The organism is Micromonospora sp. NPDC023888 (assembly GCF_040639415.1).
Lineage (GTDB): Bacteria > Actinomycetota > Actinomycetes > Mycobacteriales > Micromonosporaceae > Micromonospora.
Window position 1 is genome coordinate 87,231 of record NZ_JBEZZW010000002.1, and the last position, 21,482, is coordinate 108,712.

11 protein-coding genes are annotated in these 21,482 nt (G+C 72.3%); 7 read left to right on the forward strand and 4 right to left on the reverse strand.

Annotation, left to right across the window (positions count from 1 at the left end; translation table 11 throughout):
• The 4 genes from AB0F61_RS01940 (at position 1) to purE (ending at position 6,478) form a co-directional block, all read left to right on the forward strand.
• Positions 1 to 2,532 (forward strand): bifunctional diguanylate cyclase/phosphodiesterase, encoded by a 2,532-nt coding sequence (locus AB0F61_RS01940; RefSeq protein WP_357802303.1) that lies wholly within the window; start codon positions 1 to 3, stop codon positions 2,530 to 2,532.
• Positions 2,533 to 2,625: 93 nt separating this feature from the next.
• Complete coding sequence (locus tag AB0F61_RS01945; protein ID WP_357802306.1) at positions 2,626 to 4,662, forward strand: thioredoxin domain-containing protein; 2,037 nt, start codon at positions 2,626 to 2,628, stop codon at positions 4,660 to 4,662.
• A 122-nt stretch (positions 4,663 to 4,784) separates the two neighbouring features.
• Positions 4,785 to 5,960 (forward strand): 5-(carboxyamino)imidazole ribonucleotide synthase, encoded by a 1,176-nt coding sequence (locus AB0F61_RS01950; RefSeq protein ID WP_357802309.1) that lies wholly within the window; start codon positions 4,785 to 4,787, stop codon positions 5,958 to 5,960.
• Between the two features lie 26 nt (positions 5,961 to 5,986).
• Complete coding sequence (gene purE / locus AB0F61_RS01955; RefSeq protein WP_357802312.1) at positions 5,987 to 6,478, forward strand: 5-(carboxyamino)imidazole ribonucleotide mutase; 492 nt, start codon at positions 5,987 to 5,989, stop codon at positions 6,476 to 6,478.
• A gap of 123 nt (positions 6,479 to 6,601) precedes the next feature.
• Here purE and AB0F61_RS01960 read toward each other — a convergent pair whose 3' ends face one another.
• The gene (locus AB0F61_RS01960; protein WP_357802315.1) at positions 6,602 to 11,494 is read right to left on the reverse strand and encodes a permease; all 4,893 of its coding nucleotides are present in this window, start codon (positions 11,492 to 11,494) and stop codon (positions 6,602 to 6,604) included.
• 149 nt (positions 11,495 to 11,643) lie between these two features.
• Entirely contained in the window at positions 11,644 to 13,071 is a 1,428-nt protein-coding gene (locus AB0F61_RS01965) for a UDP-glucose/GDP-mannose dehydrogenase family protein (protein ID WP_357802318.1), read from the reverse strand.
• A gap of 250 nt (positions 13,072 to 13,321) precedes the next feature.
• Here AB0F61_RS01965 and AB0F61_RS01970 point away from each other — a divergent pair, with 250 nt between their 5' ends.
• Positions 13,322 to 14,485 carry an acyl-CoA dehydrogenase family protein gene (locus AB0F61_RS01970; protein ID WP_357802321.1) on the forward strand — a complete coding sequence of 388 codons (1,164 nt, stop codon included), beginning with the start codon at positions 13,322 to 13,324 and terminating at the stop codon, positions 14,483 to 14,485.
• 5 nt (positions 14,486 to 14,490) lie between these two features.
• Positions 14,491 to 14,967, forward strand: a complete 477-nt coding sequence (locus AB0F61_RS01975) for an NUDIX domain-containing protein (RefSeq protein WP_357802324.1) — start codon at positions 14,491 to 14,493, stop codon at positions 14,965 to 14,967.
• A 38-nt stretch (positions 14,968 to 15,005) separates the two neighbouring features.
• Here AB0F61_RS01975 and AB0F61_RS01980 read toward each other — a convergent pair whose 3' ends face one another.
• Positions 15,006 to 15,977 carry a GNAT family N-acetyltransferase gene (locus AB0F61_RS01980; RefSeq protein WP_357802326.1) on the reverse strand — a complete coding sequence of 324 codons (972 nt, stop codon included), beginning with the start codon at positions 15,975 to 15,977 and terminating at the stop codon, positions 15,006 to 15,008.
• A gap of 94 nt (positions 15,978 to 16,071) precedes the next feature.
• On the opposite strand from AB0F61_RS01980, the gene AB0F61_RS01985 reads away from it, so the two are divergent.
• Positions 16,072 to 17,880: a S9 family peptidase gene (locus AB0F61_RS01985; RefSeq protein WP_357802328.1), complete on the forward strand. Its 1,809-nt coding sequence runs from the start codon at positions 16,072 to 16,074 to the stop codon at positions 17,878 to 17,880.
• Between the two features lie 370 nt (positions 17,881 to 18,250).
• Here AB0F61_RS01985 and AB0F61_RS01990 read toward each other — a convergent pair whose 3' ends face one another.
• Positions 18,251 to 21,133 carry a BTAD domain-containing putative transcriptional regulator gene (locus AB0F61_RS01990; RefSeq protein WP_357802331.1) on the reverse strand — a complete coding sequence of 961 codons (2,883 nt, stop codon included), beginning with the start codon at positions 21,131 to 21,133 and terminating at the stop codon, positions 18,251 to 18,253.
• Positions 21,134 to 21,482 lie beyond the last annotated feature (349 nt).

Here is a 21,482-nt window from a genome sequence, read left to right on the forward strand (position 1 = left end):
ATGACCTCCGGTCCGGCCGGCGACTCGTTCGACCGGCTCGGGGTGCGGGGCACACCGGGCCGCCTGCTCGTGCTCACCGCAGCCGTCACCCTGACCGCCCTGGTCGCCTCCGCGGTCGGGTTGACCCTTCCCGCCCGGCTGCCGGCCGACGATCCGTTCGGCGGCCCGGCCCGATTCGGCATCGCGGTCGCCGTCCTCGCTCTCGCCCAGCTCGCCCGGCTGCGGTTCCGGTCGGCCGCGGGCATGGTCAGCATCACCTGGGGCGAGGCGGCGTTGATCGTCTGCCTCCACCTGACGCCGGCCGGCTGGCTGCCGTCCGCCACGCTGCTCGGCACCGGCCTGGCCTGGACGATGCTCTCCCTGCACACCGACCGCCGTCCGGCGCTGGAGATCGTCCGGATCGCCGCGTCGCTGTCCGCCGCGACGGCACTTGCCGTCTCCGTGTCCACCGCGCTCGGACGGCCGTTGCTCGCCCCGCTCACCCCGATGCTGGCGTTGGCCGTGATCGCCGGGTCGGTGACCTACCTCCTGGTGACCGCCTGGCTGGGTGGGGTGACGCTGGGCCTGCGGCACGGGCTGCCGATCGGGCCACCGCTGCTCGCCGCGCTGCGCGGCAAGCTGCTGATGTTCGTCGGCAACGTCGCGGTCGGCCTCGTGGTCGTCGCCCTGCTGGAACTCGACCCACGGTGGTTGCTGTTGCTCCCGCCGCTGCTGTGGCTGCTGCAACAGACCTACCGCTACCGGCTGCGCTCCGATCAGGAGCACCGCACCTGGCGAGCGTTCGCCGAAGCTACCGCGGCCCTCAACCAGCTCGACGAACGAGGTGTCGCCAGTGCCGCTGTCACCGGGGCGCTGACACTGTTCAACGCCGAGCTGGTGGACGTCGACGTGGCTCGGACCGACGGCCGGTGGCACCGCTACCGGGGAGACGCCACCGGCCAGTTCGTCGACCGGGAGACGGAGCCACCGGACCGGTCCGAGCCGGACGAGCACGAGCTGAGCCGGGCACTGTCGGTCGGTGCCGCCCCGGTCGGCCGGCTGCGGGTCCGGTTCCCCCGCTCCGCCCCACCCAACGCCCGGGAACGCGACGCGGTGGCCGCGTTCGGCGACGCGCTCGCCGCCGCGCTGCACGACGCCGCGACCCACCGGGAGCTGCGGCTGGTCACCGCCCGTTCGTCGTACGAGGCGGTGCACGACCCGCTCACCGGGCTGGCGAACCGGGCGGCGATGCTCGGCAAGGGCGATCAGTCGCTGCGACAACTCGCGCACGATCACCCGGTGGCGCTGCTGCTGCTTGACATCAACCAGTTCAAGGAGGTCAACGACACCCTCGGGCACGCCGCCGGCGACCAGTTGCTGCGACTGACCGCGAACCGGCTCAGCGCGTTGGCCCGCCCGGGCGACCTGCTCGGCCGCCTCGGCGGCGACGAGTTCGCTCTGCTGCTCACCGCGGTGCCGGTGCTCGGTGACCGGGCCGCCCCGATGGCCCACGCACTGCGTCAGGCCCGCGAGATCGCCGAACGACTGGCCGCGCCGACCGAGGTGGCCGGCGTCCGGATGTCGATTGAGGTTTCCGTCGGGGTGGTGGTGGCCGACGCCGGCACCGCCGACCTGACCGAGCTGCTGCGCCGGGCCGACATCGCCATGTACCAGGCCAAGGAGGGCGGCGGCAACGTCGCCGCGTACGACGGCACCCGCGACGCGGCCAGCACCGATCAGCTTGCCCTGCTGGCCGAGCTCCGCGAGGCGCTGAAGGTCGACGACCAGCTCGTGCTGGCGTTGCAACCGGCTGTCGACCTGGCCACGGGTGCGCCCACCGGGGTGGAGGCGCTGATCCGCTGGCAGCATCCCCGGCGCGGGTGGCTGAGCCCGGCCGACTTCATCCGGCCTGTGGAAAACAGCGAGCAGCTCGGCACCTTCACCCGCTACGTGCTGGACAAGGCCCTCGGCGTGGCCGCCGGTTGGGCCCGGGAAGGACTCGACGTCCCGATCTCGGTCAACCTGTCGGCGCGCAGCCTGCTCGACCCCCGGTTGCCGGCGGAGATCGCCGAGGCGCTGCGCCGCCATCAGGTGCCACCGCGCCGGCTGGTCCTGGAGATCACCGAGACGGTGGTGATGAGCGAGCTGGAAATCATCGACGAGGTGCTGGCCACGCTCCGGTCGATGGGCGTGCAGCTCGCCGTCGACGATTTCGGCACCGGCTTCTCGTCACTGACCTTCCTCACCCGGATCGCGGTGGACGAGTTGAAGGTGGACCGCTCGTTCGTGATCCGGATGACGGACTCGCCGGAGGCCGCCGCGATCGTGCGGACGACAGTGGGGCTCGCCCACGAGCTGGGGTTGCGCGTGGTCGCCGAAGGGGTGGAGACCGCCGAGCAGCGGCTGGCCCTGGCCGAGCTGGGCTGCACCTCGGCGCAGGGCTACCACTTCTTCAAGCCGATGCCGGCCGACAAGATCGGTGCGGTGCTCGGGTCGCTTCGCGACTCCGCCGAGTCGAACGTGTTCCGGCTGCGCGCCGACGGCGCCTCCTGACGGTAGGGCCGAAGAGGGTTGACCGCCCCTGTCGCGGGCCACCGTCCGGTGGAGCCCGCGCGGTCCGCGCCGGGGCTGGTTATGGTCGTGTGCGTGAACCGACTCGTCGACGCCACCAGCCCGTACCTGCTCCAGCACGCCGACAACCCGGTCGACTGGTGGCCCTGGTCGGACGAGGCGTTCGCCGAGGCGAAACGGCGGGACGTTCCGGTGCTCATCTCGGTGGGCTACGCGGCCTGCCACTGGTGTCACGTGATGGCCCACGAGTCGTTCGAGAACGAGCAGGTCGCGGCCCTGCTGAACGACAACTTCGTGTCGATCAAGGTGGATCGTGAGGAGCGCCCGGACGTGGACGCGGTCTACATGACAGCGACCCAGGCGATGACCGGCCAGGGCGGCTGGCCGATGACCGTCTTCGCCACCCCGGACGGCACCCCGTTCTTCTGCGGCACCTACTTCCCGCGGCCGAACTTCGTCCAGTTGCTCCAGTCGGTCACCACCGCGTGGCGGGAGCAGCGCGAGGCGGTGGTGCGCCAGGGCGCCGCGGTGGTCGAGGCGATCGGCGGCGCGCAGGCCGTGGGCGGCGCCACCGCGCCGCTTGACGCGCCGCTGCTCGACGCCGCGGCCGGCAGGCTGGCCAGCGAGTACGACGCCACGAACGGCGGCTTCGGTGGCGCCCCGAAGTTCCCACCGCACATGAACCTGCTCTTCCTGCTGCGTCACCACCAGCGCACCGGCGACCCGCGCAGCCTGGAGATCACCCGGCACACCGCCGAGGCGATGGCCCGTGGTGGCATCTACGACCAGCTCGCCGGCGGCTTCGCCCGTTACTCGGTGGACGCGCACTGGACGGTGCCGCACTTCGAGAAGATGCTCTACGACAACGCGTTGCTGCTGCGGCTCTACACGCAGCTCTGGCGGCTCACCGGTGACCCGCTGGCCCGGCGGGTGGCGCGGGACACTGCCCGCTTCCTCGCCGACGAGCTGCACCGGCCGGGGGAGGGCTTCGCGTCCGCGCTGGACGCCGACACCGAGGGCGTCGAGGGGCTCACCTACGCCTGGACACCCGCGCAGCTCGTCGAGGCGCTGGGCGAGGAGGACGGCCGGTTCGCCGCCGACCTGTTCACGGTGACCGACGAGGGCACCTTTGAACACGGCATGAGCGTGCTCAAGCTCGCCCGGGACGTCGACGACGCCGCACCCGAGGTGCGGGCCCGCTGGCAGCAGGTGGTCGGGCGGCTGCTCACGGCCCGCGACACCCGCCCGCAGCCGGCCCGCGACGACAAGGTGGTGGCCGCCTGGAACGGCCTGGCGATCACCGCCATCGTCGAGTTCCTCCAGGTGGCCGCGCTGTACGCGTCCCCGCAGGACGAGGACGCCAACCTGATGGACGGCGTGACGATCGTCGCCGACGGTGCGATGCGCGACGCCGCCGAGCACCTGGCCACCGTGCACCTGGTCGACGGCCGGCTGCGCCGGGTCTCCCGCGACGGCAAGGTCGGCGAGCCGGCCGGCGTCCTGGAGGACTACGGCGCTGTGGCCGAGGCATTCTGCGCGCTGCACCAGCTCACCGGCGAGGGTCGCTGGCTCACGCTTGCCGGCGAGCTGCTGGACACCGCGCTGGCACGCTTCGCCGCGCCCGGTGGCGCCTTCTACGACACCGCCGACGATGCCGAACGGCTGGTCGCCCGTCCCGCTGACCCGACCGACAACGCGACCCCGTCCGGCCGGTCGGCGTTGATCGCCGGGCTGGTGACGTACTCGGCGCTCACCGGGGAGACGCGCTACCGCAAGGCCGCCGAGGCGGCGCTCGCCACTGTCGCGCCGATCGTCGGGCAGCACCCCCGGTTCACCGGATACGCGGCCATGGTCGGTGAGGCGTTGCTCTCCGGGCCGTACGAGATCGCCGTGGTGACCGACGACCCGGCGGGCGATCCCCTGGTGGCCGCGGCCCGACGGCACGCCCCGCCCGGGGCGGTGGTCGTCGCCGGGCAACCGGACCAGCCCGGTGTGCCGCTGCTCGCCGACCGTCCGCTTGTCGACGGGCGGGCCGCCGCGTACGTCTGCCGGGGCTTCGTCTGCCAGCGACCGGTGACCTCCGTTGACGAGTTGGTCGCCGAGCTGGGCTGAGCGCACGGCCACGCCCGGTAGCTGCCCGTAGAGCGGGCACCGGGCGTGGCCCGGCCCGTCGGGGGCGTGCTCGCCGGCCCTCCGGGCGGGCCTGTCGGCGGCCCGGATAGGCTGGCCGCGCTATGGATTCCCGTACCGGTCTGCCTGTTGTCGGCATGGTGGGTGGCGGCCAGTTGGCCCGGATGACCCACCAGGCCGCTATCGCCCTCGGCCAGTCACTGCGTGTGCTCGCGACCGCCCCCGACGACGGCGCGGCGCTTGTCGCCGCCGACGTCCAGTACGGCGATCACACCGACCTGGCCGCCCTGCGCACCTTCGCCAAGGCCTGCGACGTGGTCACCTTCGACCACGAGCACGTGCCCTCGGAGCACATCCGCACGCTGGCGGCGGAAGGGGTGACCCTCTACCCGCCGGCGGACGCGCTGCTGCACGCCCAGGACAAGCAGGTCATGCGGGAACGCCTGACCGAGCTGGGCGCGCCCAACCCGGTGTGGCGACCGGTCGGCGAACCCGCCGACCTGGTCGGCTTCGGCGAGCAGGTCGGCTGGCCGGTGGTGCTCAAGGCGGCGCGTGGTGGCTACGACGGCCGGGGCGTCTGGATGGTCGACGACGCCGCCCAGGCCACCGAGCTGGCAGCCACGCTGCTCGCCGGCGGTACCCGGCTGATCGTCGAGGAACGGGTGCCGTTGCGCCGGGAGCTGGCCGTGCAGGTCGCCCGGTCGCCGTTCGGTCAGGTGGCCGCCTACCCGGTGGTGGAGACGGTGCAGCGGGACGGCATCAACGTGGAGGTGCTGGCCCCGGCGCCGGGCCTGGACGAGGAACTGGCGGTCTCGGCCCAGCAGCTCGCCATCGACCTGGCCACAGCGCTCGGGGTGATCGGTCTGCTGGCCGTGGAGCTGTTCGAGGTGCGCGACGAGGCCGGCCGGCCCGCGATCGTGGTCAACGAGCTGGCGATGCGCCCGCACAACTCCGGGCACTGGACCATCGAGGGTGCCCGGACGTCGCAGTTCGAGCAGCACCTGCGGGCGGTGCTTGACTACCCGATGGGCGACACCTCGCTCACCGCGCCGGTGGTGGTGATGGCGAACGTGCTCGGTGGCGAGCCGGGGGGCATGTCGATCGACGAGCGGCTGCACCACCTCTTCGCCGCCGAGCCGGGCGCCAAGGTGCACCTCTACGGCAAGCAGGTGCGGCCCGGCCGGAAGGTCGGGCACGTCACGGTGCTCGGCGACGACCTGGACGACGTACGGGCGCGTGCCGCGCGGGCCGCCCGCTGGCTGCGCGAGGGGCACGAGTGACGTCCGCGGTGGAGAGGGAGACCCCGGTGAGCACTGTCGGGTTGATCATGGGTAGCGACTCGGACTGGCCGACCATGCGGGCCGCCGCCGAGGTGCTTGACGACTTCGGCGTGACGTACGAGGTGCGGGTCATCTCGGCGCACCGCACTCCGGTCGCGATGATCGAGTACGGCCGCGACGCCGCCGACCGGGGCCTGCGGGTGATCATCGCCGGGGCTGGTGGCGCTGCCGCGCTGCCGGGCATGGTCGCCTCGGTGACGCCGCTGCCGGTGATCGGTGTGCCGGTGCCGTTGAAACACCTCGACGGCATGGACTCGTTGCTGTCAATCGTGCAGATGCCGGCCGGGATCCCGGTCGCCACCGTGTCGATCGGCAACGCCCGCAACGCCGGCCTGCTCGCCGTCCGGATCCTCGGCGCCCACGACGAGGGCCTACGCGCCAGGATGGCGACCTACCAGCAGGACCTGGAGAAGCTGGTGGCGAGCAAGGAAGCCGCCCTCCAGGCAACCCTCCGGTAGTCCACGCGAGCCGGCTCACCGGCCGTAGCCGCCCCGCAGCCAGGCTCACCGGCCGCAGCCGGCCCACGAGCCGCCCCCACTCACCCTGCCCACTCACTCACGCCGCAGGGCCCCTCCGGTTAGTCACCTCATGCCGCGTAGGGCGGTCTGAAGGCGTTCCTGGGCCCGGCGTCGGCGCTCGTTGCTCGCGCCGAGCACGAGTAGCAGGATGCCCACCGGGATGAGCGCCAGCCAGGGGCCGAGGCTGACCAACGCGTGGATCGCGGCGATCGCGGTGACCGACGCGCCGACGATCACGGGTGCCTGCTGCCGGCTGGACGAGCCGAAGATCAACACCGCCACCGCGCCGAGGAGCAGCAGCATCTGCCGTACCGTGCTCGACTCGGTGGCCAGCACGATGGCCAGCGTCGGCACGAACGCGGCGACAAGCGCCGGCCCGTACGCCACCCAACTGCTCAGGTCCGGTCGGTGGCGCAGCTCCAGGACGCCGACGAGCAGGGCCAGCGCGGCGAACGGCAGCGTGTACGCCTCGGGCAGCGCCACGTCGGCGACCCGCATCAGGATCCACCAGGCGGTGATCTCACAGACCACCACGGCCCAGAACAGGATCCGGCGTTCCACCGGCCGGCGGCCGGGTCGGGTCGCCGCCACGCCGAGGACCGCACCCCAGGCGGCCAGCAGAGCGGCAATGTGTCGCGGCGAGTCGAAGGCGAGGGCCAAAGCGATGAGCGCGGCGGCATAGCCGCTCCACTCCACGGTGGACGCCTCCCGTTGCGCCTCGGGGCGGCGCAGCCGGGGGAGGGTCGCGGCGAGCACCTGGAGGACCGCCCCGACCGCTAGCACCCCGAACGCGGACCAGACCGCGGCCAGTCCGGCGACCAGGCCGGCGGTGAGAACGAAGAGCTGGGCCATCAGTGAGGCGAAGAGCCAACCGAGGATGCGCGCCCGCTGGGTGGTGCCGAACAGCGCCCCCACCGCGCCCACCCCGACACCGCTGCCGAGGGTGAACAGGGTCAACTGCCGGTCGGCCAGGCTGCCGGCGAGCCCGGCGCTGCCACCGGCCAGACCGATGGCGAACACCAGCACCCGGGCCAGCCGCAGCGAGCGGGCCCGCTCGGCGAGCGGCGGCGGTGGGGTCAGCGCGAGCCCGAGCATCGCGATGGTGAAGACGGAGAGCGCGGCGACGGTGCTGGCGGGCCAGCCCCGGCCCAACGCGATGGGTGCGATCAGCAGGGTGACGGCTGCCCCGGGCAGCACCACCGGCACGGCCCGGGACCGCCGCCCGCCGCTGAACCCGGTGGCGGCCAGCGCGGCTGTCGCGGTGAGCAGCAGCGCCGTCAGCACGTGCGTCGGATTGACCACGTCCGGCGGCGGGGTGAGCAGCTCCGGCGGCGGACCCTGCCAGATCCGGGTCAGGGTGCGGTGTGGCTCGACCAGTGCCGTGACCAGCGCCGGTGCGATCGAGGCGAGGGCCAGGGCGGTCGGCAGGGCCGCCGCGGCCAGTGCGCCCGCAGCCGGGTTGACCCGCCACCGGCGTCGTTCCGGGTCGTCCGGCAGTCGCCGGAGCGCGCCGTCGAGTCGTACCGCCCAGCGCCGGACCGGCTGGGCCGAGCCGGCGGGCGGCACGGTGGCCGCTCGGATCAGCTCGGCCAGCACGCCGAGCAGGGCGGCGGCGGCCGCGTAGACGCCCGCGGGAAGGCCGGTGGGGATGGCGGCGAGGGCGCTGATGCTGGCCCCACCGACCACCGCGACGCTTACCCAGGGCAGGTATTGCGGCACCTGCCGACGGACCGCGGCCACGGCCGCCAGGCCGAGGCTGGACGCGGCCAGCGCGGCGGTCAGCACCACCTGTGCGGAGTTCTCGAATTCGGCGGCCAGTGCCGCCACGGCACCGGGGAGGGCCAGCAGCGCCGCACCGATCGCCGCACCACCGATCTGCACCAGGTGCGGTGGCATCCCCTCGGTGTCGATGTCGGCCACCTGTGGGCCGGCCAGGACGCGTGCCAGCGCCGCCACCACCACGCCGATCAGCGCGATGCTGCCCAGGGCCAGCGCCGTCGTCCAGGGCCGGACCAGGCCGGCTCCGGCGGCGTGCAGCGCGACCACCCCGGCCACGGTCGCCCGGGACAGCCCGGCGCGCGCCTCCTCGGTGGCCACCGCGGCCATCCCGTACATGGTGGCGACCATTCCGCCGACCAGGACCGGCGACCACCAGGCCAGGTCGAACGCGGCTGGCGCACCGATCGTGGCGAGCACCACGGCCACGCCGGACACGTCCCACCGCCAGGGCGGTGGGAGCAGGATGCCGGCGGCGAGAGCCAACAGCACCAGCGCGACAGGGGCCTGCCAGGTGGCCCCGCCGACGGGCGAGGCCGGCCAGCCGCTCAGGTCGCCCTGCCAGATCGGGCCGGGGGTGGCCAGCACGCCCACCCCGCCGCGCACCGCCGACCAGCCAGCGAGTACGCCGATGAGGAGACCGCCGGCGGCGAGGCCGAGGATCGGTCCGCGTCGCCACTCCTCCGGCATGGTGCGTGCTCCCACGGCGACCACCAGGACCAGGGCGGCGGCCATCGCCAACTGCCCGCCCGGGGCGAGCACCGCCCCGATCCGTACCAGCGTGGCGATCAGGGCGGTGGTGACCGCCGCGGCGGCCAGGTCGGAGCCGTCGAGGGTGAGGTCGGCGCGACGGCCGGCGTCGATCGATGGGGCCAGGAACAGCAGCACCGCGGCGACCAGCAGTAACGCGCCCACCCAGGCGTCGGCGACGGTCGCGCCGGGCGCCCCGAACGCGGCGGCTGTGACAAGCAGCGCGCCCAGCCCGGTGCCGACCGACAGTGGCGCGGGGATGCGCCGCTGGGAGACCTGCACGACGGCGGCGTAGCCGAGGGTCAGGCAGACCGCCAGGAAGCTGGCCGCCAGGACCGGGACGGTCACCTCCCGGAGGCTGGCCGGGGTGGGGGTCGGGTCGGTGGGCACGGTGGCGGCCACGAACGCGGCCACCGCCCCGGGCAGCGCGAACGCCGCGCCTCCGGCGGCCCAGGCGGTGACCGTGTCGGAGGCGGCCGAGGCGATCCGGATCCGGGGTGCCAGCGCGACAAGCGTGCCGGCCGTGAACAGGGTGAGCAGGACCGCTGCGGTGAGTGTGGGGCGCGACAGGCTGGCACCGGCGCCGAGCAGGCCCACCACGGCCGCCCCGATGGCGTGCGCCGCCGCCGCCCGGTCGGTGCGGGCGGAGAGCCCGATGACCCCGATGCCGATCGCGGTGACCACCATCGGCCAGGGTGCCGCAGCCCAACCGAGACCGAGCGAGGCCGGTACGGCGAGCGCGGTCAGGGCCGCGCCGGCGACCGCGAACTCCCGGCGGATCTCCGTGGGCAGGGCCAGCACCGCCGCGATGGTGAGCAGGAAGGCCGCTGCCGCGAGCTGCCAGGTGGTCGGCCCGACCGCGGCGGCCAGTTCGGCCGGATACCTGTCGAGGTCGGCGCCCCAGGCGGGCAGTGCCGCCCGGACCGGCGCCAAACCGGCGCGCAGCGCGCCTCCGGCGACCACCAGCCCGCTGACGGTGAGCGCCACCGCCGAGGCGAGCTGCGGGCCACGTCGGGCCGCCTCGGGCACCGCGCGCACGGCCAGCCCGGTCACCGTGATGACCGCCGCGATCAGCAGCAGTGCCCGGCCCGGGAAGGCCACCGAGGCGATCCGACTCAGCGCGCCGATCACGGCCAGCGTGACGATGCCGGCCGCGACGTCGGGCAGCGGCGGGCGACGCAGCACCAGCGCGCCGGCCAGCCCGATCGCGGCGGCCAGCAGCAGCACCACCCCGGCGCCGGTCGCGGTCGGCACGGTCTGCGCCCGGAGCAGCGCGGTGACCGCGTACGCCAGGGCGAGCGCGACCGCCACCGCGTGCAGCAGCCAGGTCAGCTCGCCCAGCCCGGGAACCGGGCGGGCCGGCCGGGTGTCGGCGGAATCCGCGCCGGCGTCGACCAGCTCGGCGGCCTCCTCCGGGTCGCCCTCCGGCCGGGTCTCGGCGCTGCGTTGGTGGGGCGCCGCCGTGGTGCCCGACGGTGGCAGGTCCTGCCGGACGGGGCGTTCCACGGCGACGCCGGAGCGGGCCAGCCAGAGGTCGACGAGGGCTACCAGAGCCAGCACCAGCGCCCAGCCGCCCGGTCCGGTGATCTGGTCGTAGGCCAACAGCGGCAGCACCGGCTGCGCGGCGAGCACTGTGGCGAAGCGGGGTGCGCGCAGACCTGTCCAGCCCGCGTACCCGAATGCGACGGCGGCGGTGACCGCGAAGAGCACCCCGGCGAAGACCGTGCCGGAGGTGCCGCCGCCGCCGATCCGGTCCACGGCCCAGAGGGCGTTGCCGGCGAGCGGCACCAGCAGCAGGCCGACCGCGGCGATGGTCTCGGCGGTGGAGGTGAGCCCGCGCCGGGCCAGCGCCGGTGGGGCGAGCAGCATCAGCGCCGTGGCCAGGAGCAGGATGCCGAGCCGGGCGAGCGCGTCCATCGAGCTGGTGGCTACCGCGGCGAAGACCACCGCGGCCACCGCGAGCAGCAACGCGCCCAGCCCGAGCGGGATGTTCTGCACCTCCCGCGAGGAGGCCTCCGGGGGGTGCGCCGGGTCGTCCGCGTCCAGCCAGCTTGGCTGCGGCGGGGGCGGCGGCTCCTCCGGGGCGGACGGGGTGCCCTGGCGGGGCACCCGGGGCGGCGCGGAGGCGGTGGCGGCCGACGGCCGCCGGCCGGGGCGGCGGCGGAGCACCCGGCGGGGCCGGGTGGCCTGCTTGATCCGCTCCTCACCGGCGTGGGCGAGGATGTCCCGCTGGAAGAGCGCGGCCTGCATCTTCGCGGCGATCTGCCGCTGCTCGCGGGCGATGGCGGCGTCGCGCGCCTTCATCTCCGCTATCGAACGCTCGATGTCCGCGAGGTGCTCGACCCACTGCGGTTGGTCAGCCCCGCAGTGTGGGCAGTGGACGGCCGGCTTGATCTCCCGGCCGCACGAGGAGCATTGAAAGTTCGCCACGACACCCCTCCACCCGCACTGTGGACTCCCACTGTCGCAGCATGCCCAAAGCTGGCCCGGATTTCGACTCTTGTCGGCGGGTCCGGGGCAAACAACGACACCGGCCGGCCATCGAGAAGCTCGATGACCGGCCGGCGGGCGTGCTCCGATCAGGGGCGGCCCATGCCCCGGTACTCCCAGCCGGCCTGGGTCCAGAGGGCCGAGTCGAGGCAGTTCCGGCCGTCGACGACCTTGCGACCGCTCACCAACTCGCCGAGCGCGACCGGGTCGGCGTTGCGGAAGTCGGCCCACTCGGTGAGGACGCAGACCAGGTCGGCGCCGGTGACCGCCTCGTTGATGCCGGTCTCGTAGGTCAGCTCGGGCACGGCGCGGCGGGCGTTCTCGGTGCCCTGCGGGTCGTACACGTGCACCTCGGCGCCGGCCTTGTGCAGCAGCGCGGCGACGGCGAGCGCCGGAGCGTCGCGGACGTCGTCGGTGTTGGGTTTGAAGGTCGCACCGAGCACGGCGATCCGGGTGCCGGAGAAGTCCGGGCCGGCCGGACCGGAGCGCCGGCCGAGCAGGTCCGAGGCGAGTTGCAGCACCCGGGTACGACGGCGCAGGTTGATCAGGTCGACCTCGTGCAGGAAGCGCAGGGCCTCGCCGGCGCCCAACTCCTGGGCGCGGGCCTGGAAGGCCCGGATGTCCTTGGGCAGGCAGGCGCCGCCGAAGCCGAGGCCGGCCTGGAGGAACCGGTTGCCGATCCGGGGGTCGTAGCCGATCGCGCGGGCGAGTTGGGTGACGTCGCCACCGGACGCCTCGCAGACCTCGGCCATCGCGTTGATGAAGGAGATCTTGGTAGCCAGGAAGGCGTTCGCGGCGACCTTGACCAGTTCGGCGGTGGCGAAGTCGGTGACCACCAGGGGCACCTCGCGGTCCTCGGTGGCGGCCAGGTCGAACACGCCCTTGTGCGCGGCGTAGAGCATGCCGTTGGCCCACTCGCTCTTGACGCCGACCACGATCCGGTTGGGGCGCAGGACGTCGTCGACGGCGAAGCCCTCCTGGAGGAACTCGGGGCTCCACGCCACCTCGACGCCCAGGTCGTGGGGGGTGTGCTTGCCGACGAGCTGCTCCACCCAGTCGGCGGTGCCGACCGGCACCGTGGACTTGCCGACGATGAGCGCCTTGCGGCTGAGGTGCTGCGCGAGGCTGGTGACCGACGCCTCGACGTACGACAGGTCGGCGCCCATCCCGTCGGCCCGCTGGGGGGTGCCGACGCAGATGAAGTGCACGTCACCGAAGTCGGCGGTCTCGGCGATGTCGGTGCTGAACCGGAGACGGCCGGCGGCCAGGTTGCGCCGCAGCAGCTCATCCAGGCCGGGCTCGTGGATCGGCACCTGACCGGCGTTCAGCATCGCGATCTTGTCGGCGTCGACGTCGAATCCGAGCACGTCGTAGCCCAGTTCGGCGTAGCAGATGGCGTACGTCGCACCGAGGTAACCAGTCCCCAGGAACGTCACCCGCGGCCGAGGCGCGCCCGAGGGCGGTGTCACCGCGGCGATGGCGGGGGTCGGCTGGATGGTGGGGTAGGGGATCGTCACGCCTGTCTTCTCCGCTCGCACTGGCGGCGCGTCGTCGCGTCGCATTCTGCTGCGGCGCCTGGCGGGGCACCGGAGGGGTGGCTCACTGTTGTCCTCCATCATTGCCCAGCGGCGTGGGTGCACCCTCATGCCCATACCTACGCGCCGGTAACATCACCCGAACTGCAGTCGCTAGTCTTCAGTCTGCGCGGTCGGCGGTCAGGAGTCGTCACAGACTGCGCATGATAGCGGTGAAGGGGAGGGGCCCAACATGGCCGCAGGCGAGTTGTTCGACGTCTACCGGTTGCCCGAGGAGCACCAGGCGATCCGGGACGCGGTGCGGGAGGTCTGCGCGGCGAAGGTCGCGCCGCACGCCGCCGAGGCCGACGAGACCGGGGAGTTTCCCAAGGCGTCCTACGACGCGCTGCGGGCCGCCGACTTCCACGCCCCGCACATCCCCGAGGAGTACGGCGGGGCGGGCGCGGACGCGCTGGCCACGGCCATCGTGATCGAGGAGGTGGCCCGCGCCTGCGCGTCCTCCTCGCTGATCCCGGCGGTGAACAAACTCGGCACGATGCCGCTGTTGTTGTCCGGTTCCGAGGAGCTCAAGCGCCGTTACCTGACGCCTGTCGCGGCCGGTGAAGCGATGTTCTCGTACTGCCTCTCCGAGCCGGAGGCGGGCAGCGACGCCGCGTCGATGACTACCCGGGCCGTGCGTGACGGGGATCACTGGGTGCTCAACGGCGTGAAGCGGTGGATCACCAACGCGGGCGTCTCCGAGTTCTACACGGTCTTCGCCGTCACCGACCCGGCTGCCCGTTCCCGGGGCATCTCGGCCTTCGTGGTCGAGAAGTCCGACGCCGGGGTGAGCTTCGGCGCACCGGAGAAGAAGCTCGGCATCAAGGGTTCGCCCACCCGCGAGGTCTACCTCGACAACGTGCGGATCCCCGCCGACCGGATGATCGGCGCGGAGGGCACCGGCTTCGCCACCGCGATGAAGACCCTGGACCACACCCGGGTCACCATCGCCGCGCAGGCCGTCGGGATCGCGCAGGGCGCGCTCGACTACGCCTTGGGGTACGTGGCCGAGCGCCGCCAGTTCGGCAAGGCGGTCGCCGAGTTCCAGGGCATCCAGTTCATGCTCGCCGACATGGGCATGAAGCTGGAGGCGGCCCGGCAGCTCACGTACGCGGCTGCCGGAAAGTCGGAGCGCGGCGACGCCGATCTGACCTACTTCGGCGCGGCGGCCAAGTGCTTCGCCTCGGACGCCGCCATGGAGATCACCACGGACGCGGTGCAGTTGCTCGGGGGTTACGGCTACACGCGGGACTACCCGGTCGAGCGGATGATGCGCGACGCCAAGATCACCCAGATCTACGAGGGTACGAACCAGGTGCAGCGGATCGTCATGGCGAGGCAGCTCCTGAAGGGCTGATCCCCATGAGGATTCCACCGCTCGGGTTCAGGCTGCTCTATCGCCTCCGCAAGGCGTACTGGCGGATCGTCAAGCCGACCACCCACGGCGTGCAGGCGCTGATCATTCACCCGGTCGACTCCGACCGGGTGCTTCTGGTCCGGCACAGCTACGGCGACAAGTTCCGGTGGCGTCTGCCGGGCGGCGGATACAAACCGGCCCGGGAGACCCCGGAGCAGGCGGCCAGGCGGGAGTGCGTCGAGGAACTGGGCGTCGAGTTGGCGCCGCTCGCCCTCGTGCTGGAGGAACACCGGACCACCAGCGGCGGCAGATCGGGCTACCTGACGATTGTCCGCCTGCACGCGCTCTCGGACGAGGTGTCGCCGAACGGTGAGATCGCCGAAGCCCGGTGGACAGCCGTCGACCTCACGGACCTACCCGGTGACCCGGTGGTCTCCACGTGGGTGCACTCGGCCCTGACGGCGCACGCGCTGGCCCGGTAGCGGGACGTTGGAGCCCCGACGCGTGCACGCCCTCGTCGTCACTCGGCGGCGAGCTGTCGCATCAGCACCGCGTAGCCGCGTCCCGATTCGGCGAAGCCGAGCCCCCGGTACAGCGCCAGAGCCGGGTGGTTGGTGTCGCTCACCTGGAGTCGCACCCGGCGGAAGCCCGATGATCGGGCCTGGTGCAGGGCCCGCACGATCATCGCGGTGGCCAGGCCACGGCGGCGCCAGGGCGCCCGGGTGCCGAGGCAGTGCAACACCGCGGTCGGCTCGTCCGCGCTCTCGTCGGCAAGCGCGAAGAGGAAGGCCGCGACCGGGTTGTCGGCTCGGTCCACCTCGGCGAGCAGCAGGCAGGAGAGGTCGGGCAGGAATCGCGGGTGTGCGATGGCGTGTTGCGGCCACGTGCGCTGGTCCGGCCGGACCGCCGCCTGGCTTTCCGCGTAGGCCTCGTTGTGGGCCAGCCGGGCGAGTTCCTCGTAACGCTCGTCGACGGGCTCCAGCACCAGACCGGGCGGCAACCCCACGGCGGGCGGCAGCTCCGGCACCGCCAGGACGAGGTCGCGTTCGTGCCGGACCAGCGAGAAGCCGTCCTCGATCAGCAGCCGGCGCCAGGCCCCGTCGTTCTCGGCGCACCGGGTGCCGAGGACTGCCGCCGGTGCCGTTCCGCCGGCCCGCCGCAACTGCTCCGCCCGTTCGATGAGCCACCGGTGCAGCTCCGCGCGGACGTCGCCCGACAGTTCGGGGTGGGCCACGGCGGTCAGCCGGAGCCGGCGTACGCCATCGGCCTCCCCCATGTCAGCGACCTCCGCATACGCGGCGACGGCTCCGTCGTCAGCTACGCCGACAAGGGTGTGCCGAGCAAGGTCGGGCCCGAGAGTCGCCAGCCGCAGGTGGACGCTCTCGGGGCGTTGATCAAGGCCGACGGGCGTGCTCGACTCGGCCTCTCGAAAGAGGTCCGCCAGCGGCACCGCATCGTCCAGGGTGGCCGAAATCCAATTGAGGATCTTCATCGAAGGCATCCTATCCAGGCAGTGCTCTCCGATGGGGTCGACAGCAGGCCATCGATTGAACGCCCGAGGACATCGAGTGTCTAGAATTTCCTTCATGCCCGGATACCGCGACTTTCAGTCAGGCCTGAGATTCCTGCCGACGCTGGTCATCGCCCCCGACGGCAGCCAGATCGCGTACGTCGACGACCGGAATGGTCAGTTCAACCTGGTCACGCAGTCGTTGTCGGATGGCGGCACGCGTCGGCTGACCGCCAACACCGACTCGACAGTCCGCCGGGTTGCCTGGCACCCCGGCGGCGAGTGGCTGTTGTACCTGGCCGACGACCACGGGAACGAGAACACGCAACTGCACCGGATCGCCGCCGACGGCGGGGACCCGGTGCGGCTGACCGACACACCGGACGTGCAGTTTTCCGCGGCCGAAGGCGATCCGTTCTCCCGAGACGGCAGGTTCGTCGCGTACTGCGGCAACGATCGCACCCCGGCCGACCAGGATGTGCTGGTCCTCGACCTGTCGTCCGGCGAGGTATGCCGGGTCTACGACGGTGGTGGGAGGACGTACCCCGGCTACTGGTCTCCGGACGGGACCAGGCTCACCGTCGCCGAGTGGCGGACCACCAACAGCGACCACCTGGTGTACGTCGCGTCCCTGGACGGCGCCGAGCCCCGTTCGCTGACGTCGCGCGATGGTGTGGCGACGTACTGGTTGGGCCCGTGGCTGCCGGACGGCAGCGGCTTCCTGGTCATGTCGAACTTCGAACGGGAGTTCACCGGTCTAGCGGTGATGGACGCGGACACCGGCGCTCTCACCTGGCTGGACACCCCGGACTGGGAGGTGCAGGAGGTCGCCCTCTCCGCTGATGGGCGGGTGCTGGTCTGGAACGTCAATGTCGACGGCTTCTGCCAGCTTCGCGGTCGTGACCTCGGCACCGGCGTCGACATCCGGATGCCGGAACTGCCCGCCGGTGCGGCGACCGGCCTCACCGTCTCCGCCGACGGGCGCTTCGTCGTGCTGCGATTCTCGACGGCGACGCAGCCGTGGAACATTCTCCTGATCGAACTCGACACCGGCAAACTCAGGTGGCTCAGCGACGCCCGGCCGGTCGCGGCCGACCCTGCCACCTTCGTCGAGCCGACGCTGGTCCGCTATCCGGCCGGCGACGGCCGCCAGATTCCCGGCTACCTCTACCGTCCCGAGCATCGGGCGTCCGCCGGCGTCCTGATCTCGGTGCACGGTGGTCCGGCCTGGCAGGAACTGCCGGTCTACATGTACGACGGCTTCTACCAGTACCTGCTCGCGCACGGGGTCGGCGTCTTCGCCCCGAACATCCGCGGCTCTCTGGGATATGGCCGTGCCTACTCGGACCTGGTGAACCGTGACTGGGGCGGCGGAGATCTGACGGACCTCGCCGACGCGGTGGCCTTCCTGCGAAGCCAGGAGTGGGTCGATGCGGCCCGGATCGGGATCATGGGCGCGTCGTACGGTGGCTTCGCGGTCCTGTCCTGCCTCAGTCGGCTGCCGGAATTGGACTGGGCCGCCGGCGTCGACCTGTACGGGCCGAGCAACCTCGTCACCCTGGCGAAGGCCTCGCCTCCGACGTGGCGTTCACTGGTGGCCGCGGTGATCGGTGATCCGGAAGCGGACGCGGACCGGCTGATGGCCCGCTCACCGGTGACCCACGCGGACCAGATCCGCGCCCCGTTGCTTGTCATCCAGGGGGCCAACGATCCCCGGGTGCCCCAGCGCGAGAGCGATCAGATCGTGCAGCGGCTGCGGTCGCGTGGGGTGGAGGTGCGGTACGAGATCTTCGAGGATGAGGGGCACGGCCTGCTCCGCCGGGACAACCAGGCCAAGGCGTTCGCCGACGCGGGCGAGTTTCTGGTCAAGCATCTCGGTGACTGACGCCGGCCTGCTCGGCCGACGGTCGCGCTCGCGGGTGCGGCGCGACCGTCGGCCGACCAGGTCATCCGACATGGCCCTCGACCACGTGCTCAGACTGGCCGACGTGCGGAGGCTCACTCGGCCTGGGTGAAGCTGCTCAGCGCTCTGGCGCGCACCAGTCGCAGGCGCCCGAGCCGACCATGGTGGACTTCGTTCCCGACGACGACGGCGAGGCCAACTGCGGAGCGGAGACGGACAGAGCCACGGCGAGAACAGCTGCCACGGCGGCGATGTGCTTCCTCAAGACTTGTCTCCCATGTCGATGCTTCGATGGATGGCTGGATCCTAGCGTCTCTGTCATCGACCGTGGGGTTCGTCGATGCCGGCCAGGTCAACCACCGTCGCCGAAGAGATCGTGAATGGTCCGCTGCACAAACGATTCCACGATCGAGGGCGTCGGCTGCTGGACCAGCCGCAGCGCCTCGTCGAGCGCCGCCCGCGCCTGCGGGATCCGGCCCGCCCGGTGGTGGCAGATGCCCAGTCCGCGCAGCGCCTGCGCCTGCCCGTGCCGGTCTCCGAGGACTGCCGTGATCCGCAGGACGTGGTCGAACAGGGGGGCCGCCTGATCGTGGCCGCCCACCGCCAGTAGGCGCATGCCCTGCCAGAACAGCGCTTGCCCGCGTCCCATCGGCGCGGAGCCGATCGTGTCGTACAGCGCGAGGGATTCGTCGAGGTGCGCCTTCGCGCCGTCCTGGTCGCCGAGACCCAGGTGGGCCTGCCCCATGCCCCGCAGGACGAAGGCGGCTCCGCCCACGTCGGTGTCCCGCAGACCCGCCAGCGCCGACGAGTACCGCTCCAGCGCCGCGGCCGGCTGGCCCCGGAAACGCAACACCATGGCGAGGTACGCGTCCACCACCGCCACGCCGTGGAGGTCGCCGATGTCGTCGAACAGTCGGCTGGCTCGCTTGAGGTGTTCGTCGGCCTGGTCGAGTTCCTGGCGGTCGAGGCTCAACATCCCCAGCCGGTAGGAGATCGCCGCCTGCCCCCGGATGTCGTTGCCCGCCAGCGCACTCTCCCAGGCGACGTCGAGGACGTGCTGCCAGTCGTCGTACTGCCGGCGCAACGGGAACAGCGGGGACGCCGTGCAGGCGAGATCCCAGGCTGTTTCGCCGAGCCCGTCCCGGGCCGCTCGTTTGATGATCGACACAATGGTGGGACGCTCCACGTCGAACCATCCGAGCAGGTCGGTCGCCGACGACCCGACGAGCAGCTCGTCGACCTCCCAGCGTGGAGTGCCGCCCCGCATGGTGAGGCTGAGCCCACCCCACAGCGCGTGGACGAGGTGCTCGATGATGCTCAGGGCGGCACCGAAGGCCCGGCCACGTGCCGCGCTCAGCTCCCCGGGGACGGCTTCCGGTAGCGCCCGCTCCCGGCCGAAGAGGCGTACGAGGTCGTGCAGGCGGTAGCGCGGCTGACCGGACGGATAGTGGCCGGAGAAGTCGAGCAGTTGGGCATCGATGAGCTGCTCCAGCAGCTCCTGTGCCCGATCGGCGGTGGTGTCGAGCAGCGCGGCGGCGAGCCAGTCGCTGACCTCGGCGATCTCGATGTCACCAAGTCGGCGCAGCAGCGTCCGCGCCGCCGGGCTCAGCACCTGGTAGCTGAGTGCGAGGCTGGCGCGGACGTCGAGGTGACCGTGCGAGAGCCGGTCCAACCGGCTGCGTTCGTCGTCGAGCATCTGGACGAGCCTGTCGACCGTCCAGTGTGGTTTCGCGGCCAGTTTCGCGCCGACGATCCGGATCGCCAGCGGCAGGTAGGCGCAGCGGCTCAGCAGGGCGGTGGCGGACGCCTCGTCGAGCATCCTGCCCGGGCCGGCGATCCGGGTCAGCAGGAGCGCGGAGTCCGCCGCATCCATCACCGTGAGCGCAACGGTCTGGGCGCCGAGGATGGCACCGAGCCGGGCGCGGCTTGTGACAAGGACTCCGCACGACGTGCCGCCGGGGATGAGGGCCGACAACTGGTCGTCGGCGGCGGCATTGTCCAACAGGAGCAGCAGCCTCCGGTCCGCGAGCAGGTCCCGATAGAGGTCCATCCGCTCGTCCAGGGTCGTGGGCAGGTGGAGCCCGTCGACGCCGAGCGCGCGGAGGAACCGACCCAGCACCTCGAACGGAGCCAGGCCCCGGTCGCTGTCCACGCCGCGCAGGTTGACGTAGAGCTGCCCGTCCGGAAAGGAGCCGGCCAGGCGGTGCGCGACGTGGATGGAGAACGCGGTCTTGCCGACGCCAGCGGGACCGGAGACCACCGCGATCCGGGCGCCGGCACCCGGACGGAGCAGGATCTTCTCGATCCTGGTCAGCTCGGCCTGCCGCCCGGAGAAGTCGGCGATGTCGGCGGGAAGGTTACGCGGCGTGCTGAGTTGGAACCGGGCTGGGGAGCTTCGTCGCTGCCCGTCCTGGGGACGCGGCGGCTGGGTGGAGGCGACCGCCGTCCGGCTGCCGTCGGTGTCCGCCTGGTCGTCGGCGCCTCGCAGCACGGCGAGGTGGATCGCCTGTATCTCGGCCGACGGGTCGGTGCCCAGTTCGTCTCGCAACCACCGCCGCCAGCGGTCGAACGACGTCAGCGCCTCCGGGCCTCGTCCGGACCGGGCGAGGGCCCGCATCATCTGACCGGCCAGCCGCTCCCGGGTCGGATGCTTGCCGGCCAGCTCGACGACGTCGTCAACGATGTCCCGGTGGTTGCCGAGCCGGAGCTCGACGTCGAAAAGGTCCTCGTTGGCGGTCAGACGCAACGCTTCCAGGCCCTGGGTCAGGTCCGCCTGCCCCTCGGCGGGCAGCCATCCGCCGAGGACCGGTCCGCGCCAGAGGGCCAACGCGGCCCGGAGGATCGACCGTGCTTCGTCGTCGGAGCCCCGCGTGCGCTGGTCGCTCACCAGGTTGCGGAAGAGTTGGGCATCGACCTGCTCGGGCGACACCCGCAGCCGGTAACCACCACCGGTGGTGTCCAGCAGGACCGCTGGGTCGGGATCCTCGGCCAGGTCGAGGATCGCGCGGATCTCGGACAACCGGGTCTGCAGCACCGCCCGTGCCCGCTGGGGTGGCCGCTCACCCCACAGCAGATCGACAAGTCGGTCGCCGGTGACCAGTTGGTTCGCCTCCAGCGCGAGGATCCCCAGGAGTACCCGCTGCTGACGGCGAGCGAACTGGAGCGGAACGCCACGGTTCCACACCTCGACCGGGCCCAGGACCCGAAGCTCCACCACGACCTTCCCGATGCCCATGGCTGTCGATCTCACGCGTTCCGGCGTTGGGAAGAATACGGGAAGGATTCGGCATGGGCAGTCGGTGATTCTTCTTCCGACCGGTACGGGGAGTGGTTGGTCGGCGAGCGGAGACCCGAACGACGGCGTCGACCAGCGGACTGGTTGAGGGACGAGGGGGCGTGCGATGCGTGGGACGACCTTTACTGGTTGTTGAGATACGCCAGGACGGCGAGGACACGCCGGTGAATTGTCATCGGACGGGGGCAGCCGAGCCTGGGTGCAGTTGCTGTTGACGTCCTCGTCGATGGTTCTCTCGGCGAGGGGAAGCGCGGCAGCGACCACGGAACTCGTACGCCCCTCGCCGGGC

Coding starts and splice junctions, on each gene's coding strand:
- AB0F61_RS01940 (WP_357802303.1), top strand. CDS start 1: ATGACCTCCGGTCCGGCCGGCGACTCGTTCGACCGGCTCGGGGTGCGG.
- AB0F61_RS01950 (WP_357802309.1), top strand. CDS start 4,785: ATGGATTCCCGTACCGGTCTGCCTGTTGTCGGCATGGTGGGTGGCGGC.
- AB0F61_RS01970 (WP_357802321.1), top strand. CDS start 13,322: ATGGCCGCAGGCGAGTTGTTCGACGTCTACCGGTTGCCCGAGGAGCAC.
- AB0F61_RS01975 (WP_357802324.1), top strand. CDS start 14,491: ATGAGGATTCCACCGCTCGGGTTCAGGCTGCTCTATCGCCTCCGCAAG.
- AB0F61_RS01980 (WP_357802326.1), bottom strand. CDS start 15,977: ATGAAGATCCTCAATTGGATTTCGGCCACCCTGGACGATGCGGTGCCG.
- AB0F61_RS01985 (WP_357802328.1), top strand. CDS start 16,072: ATGCCCGGATACCGCGACTTTCAGTCAGGCCTGAGATTCCTGCCGACG.
- AB0F61_RS01990 (WP_357802331.1), bottom strand. CDS start 21,133: ATGGGCATCGGGAAGGTCGTGGTGGAGCTTCGGGTCCTGGGCCCGGTC.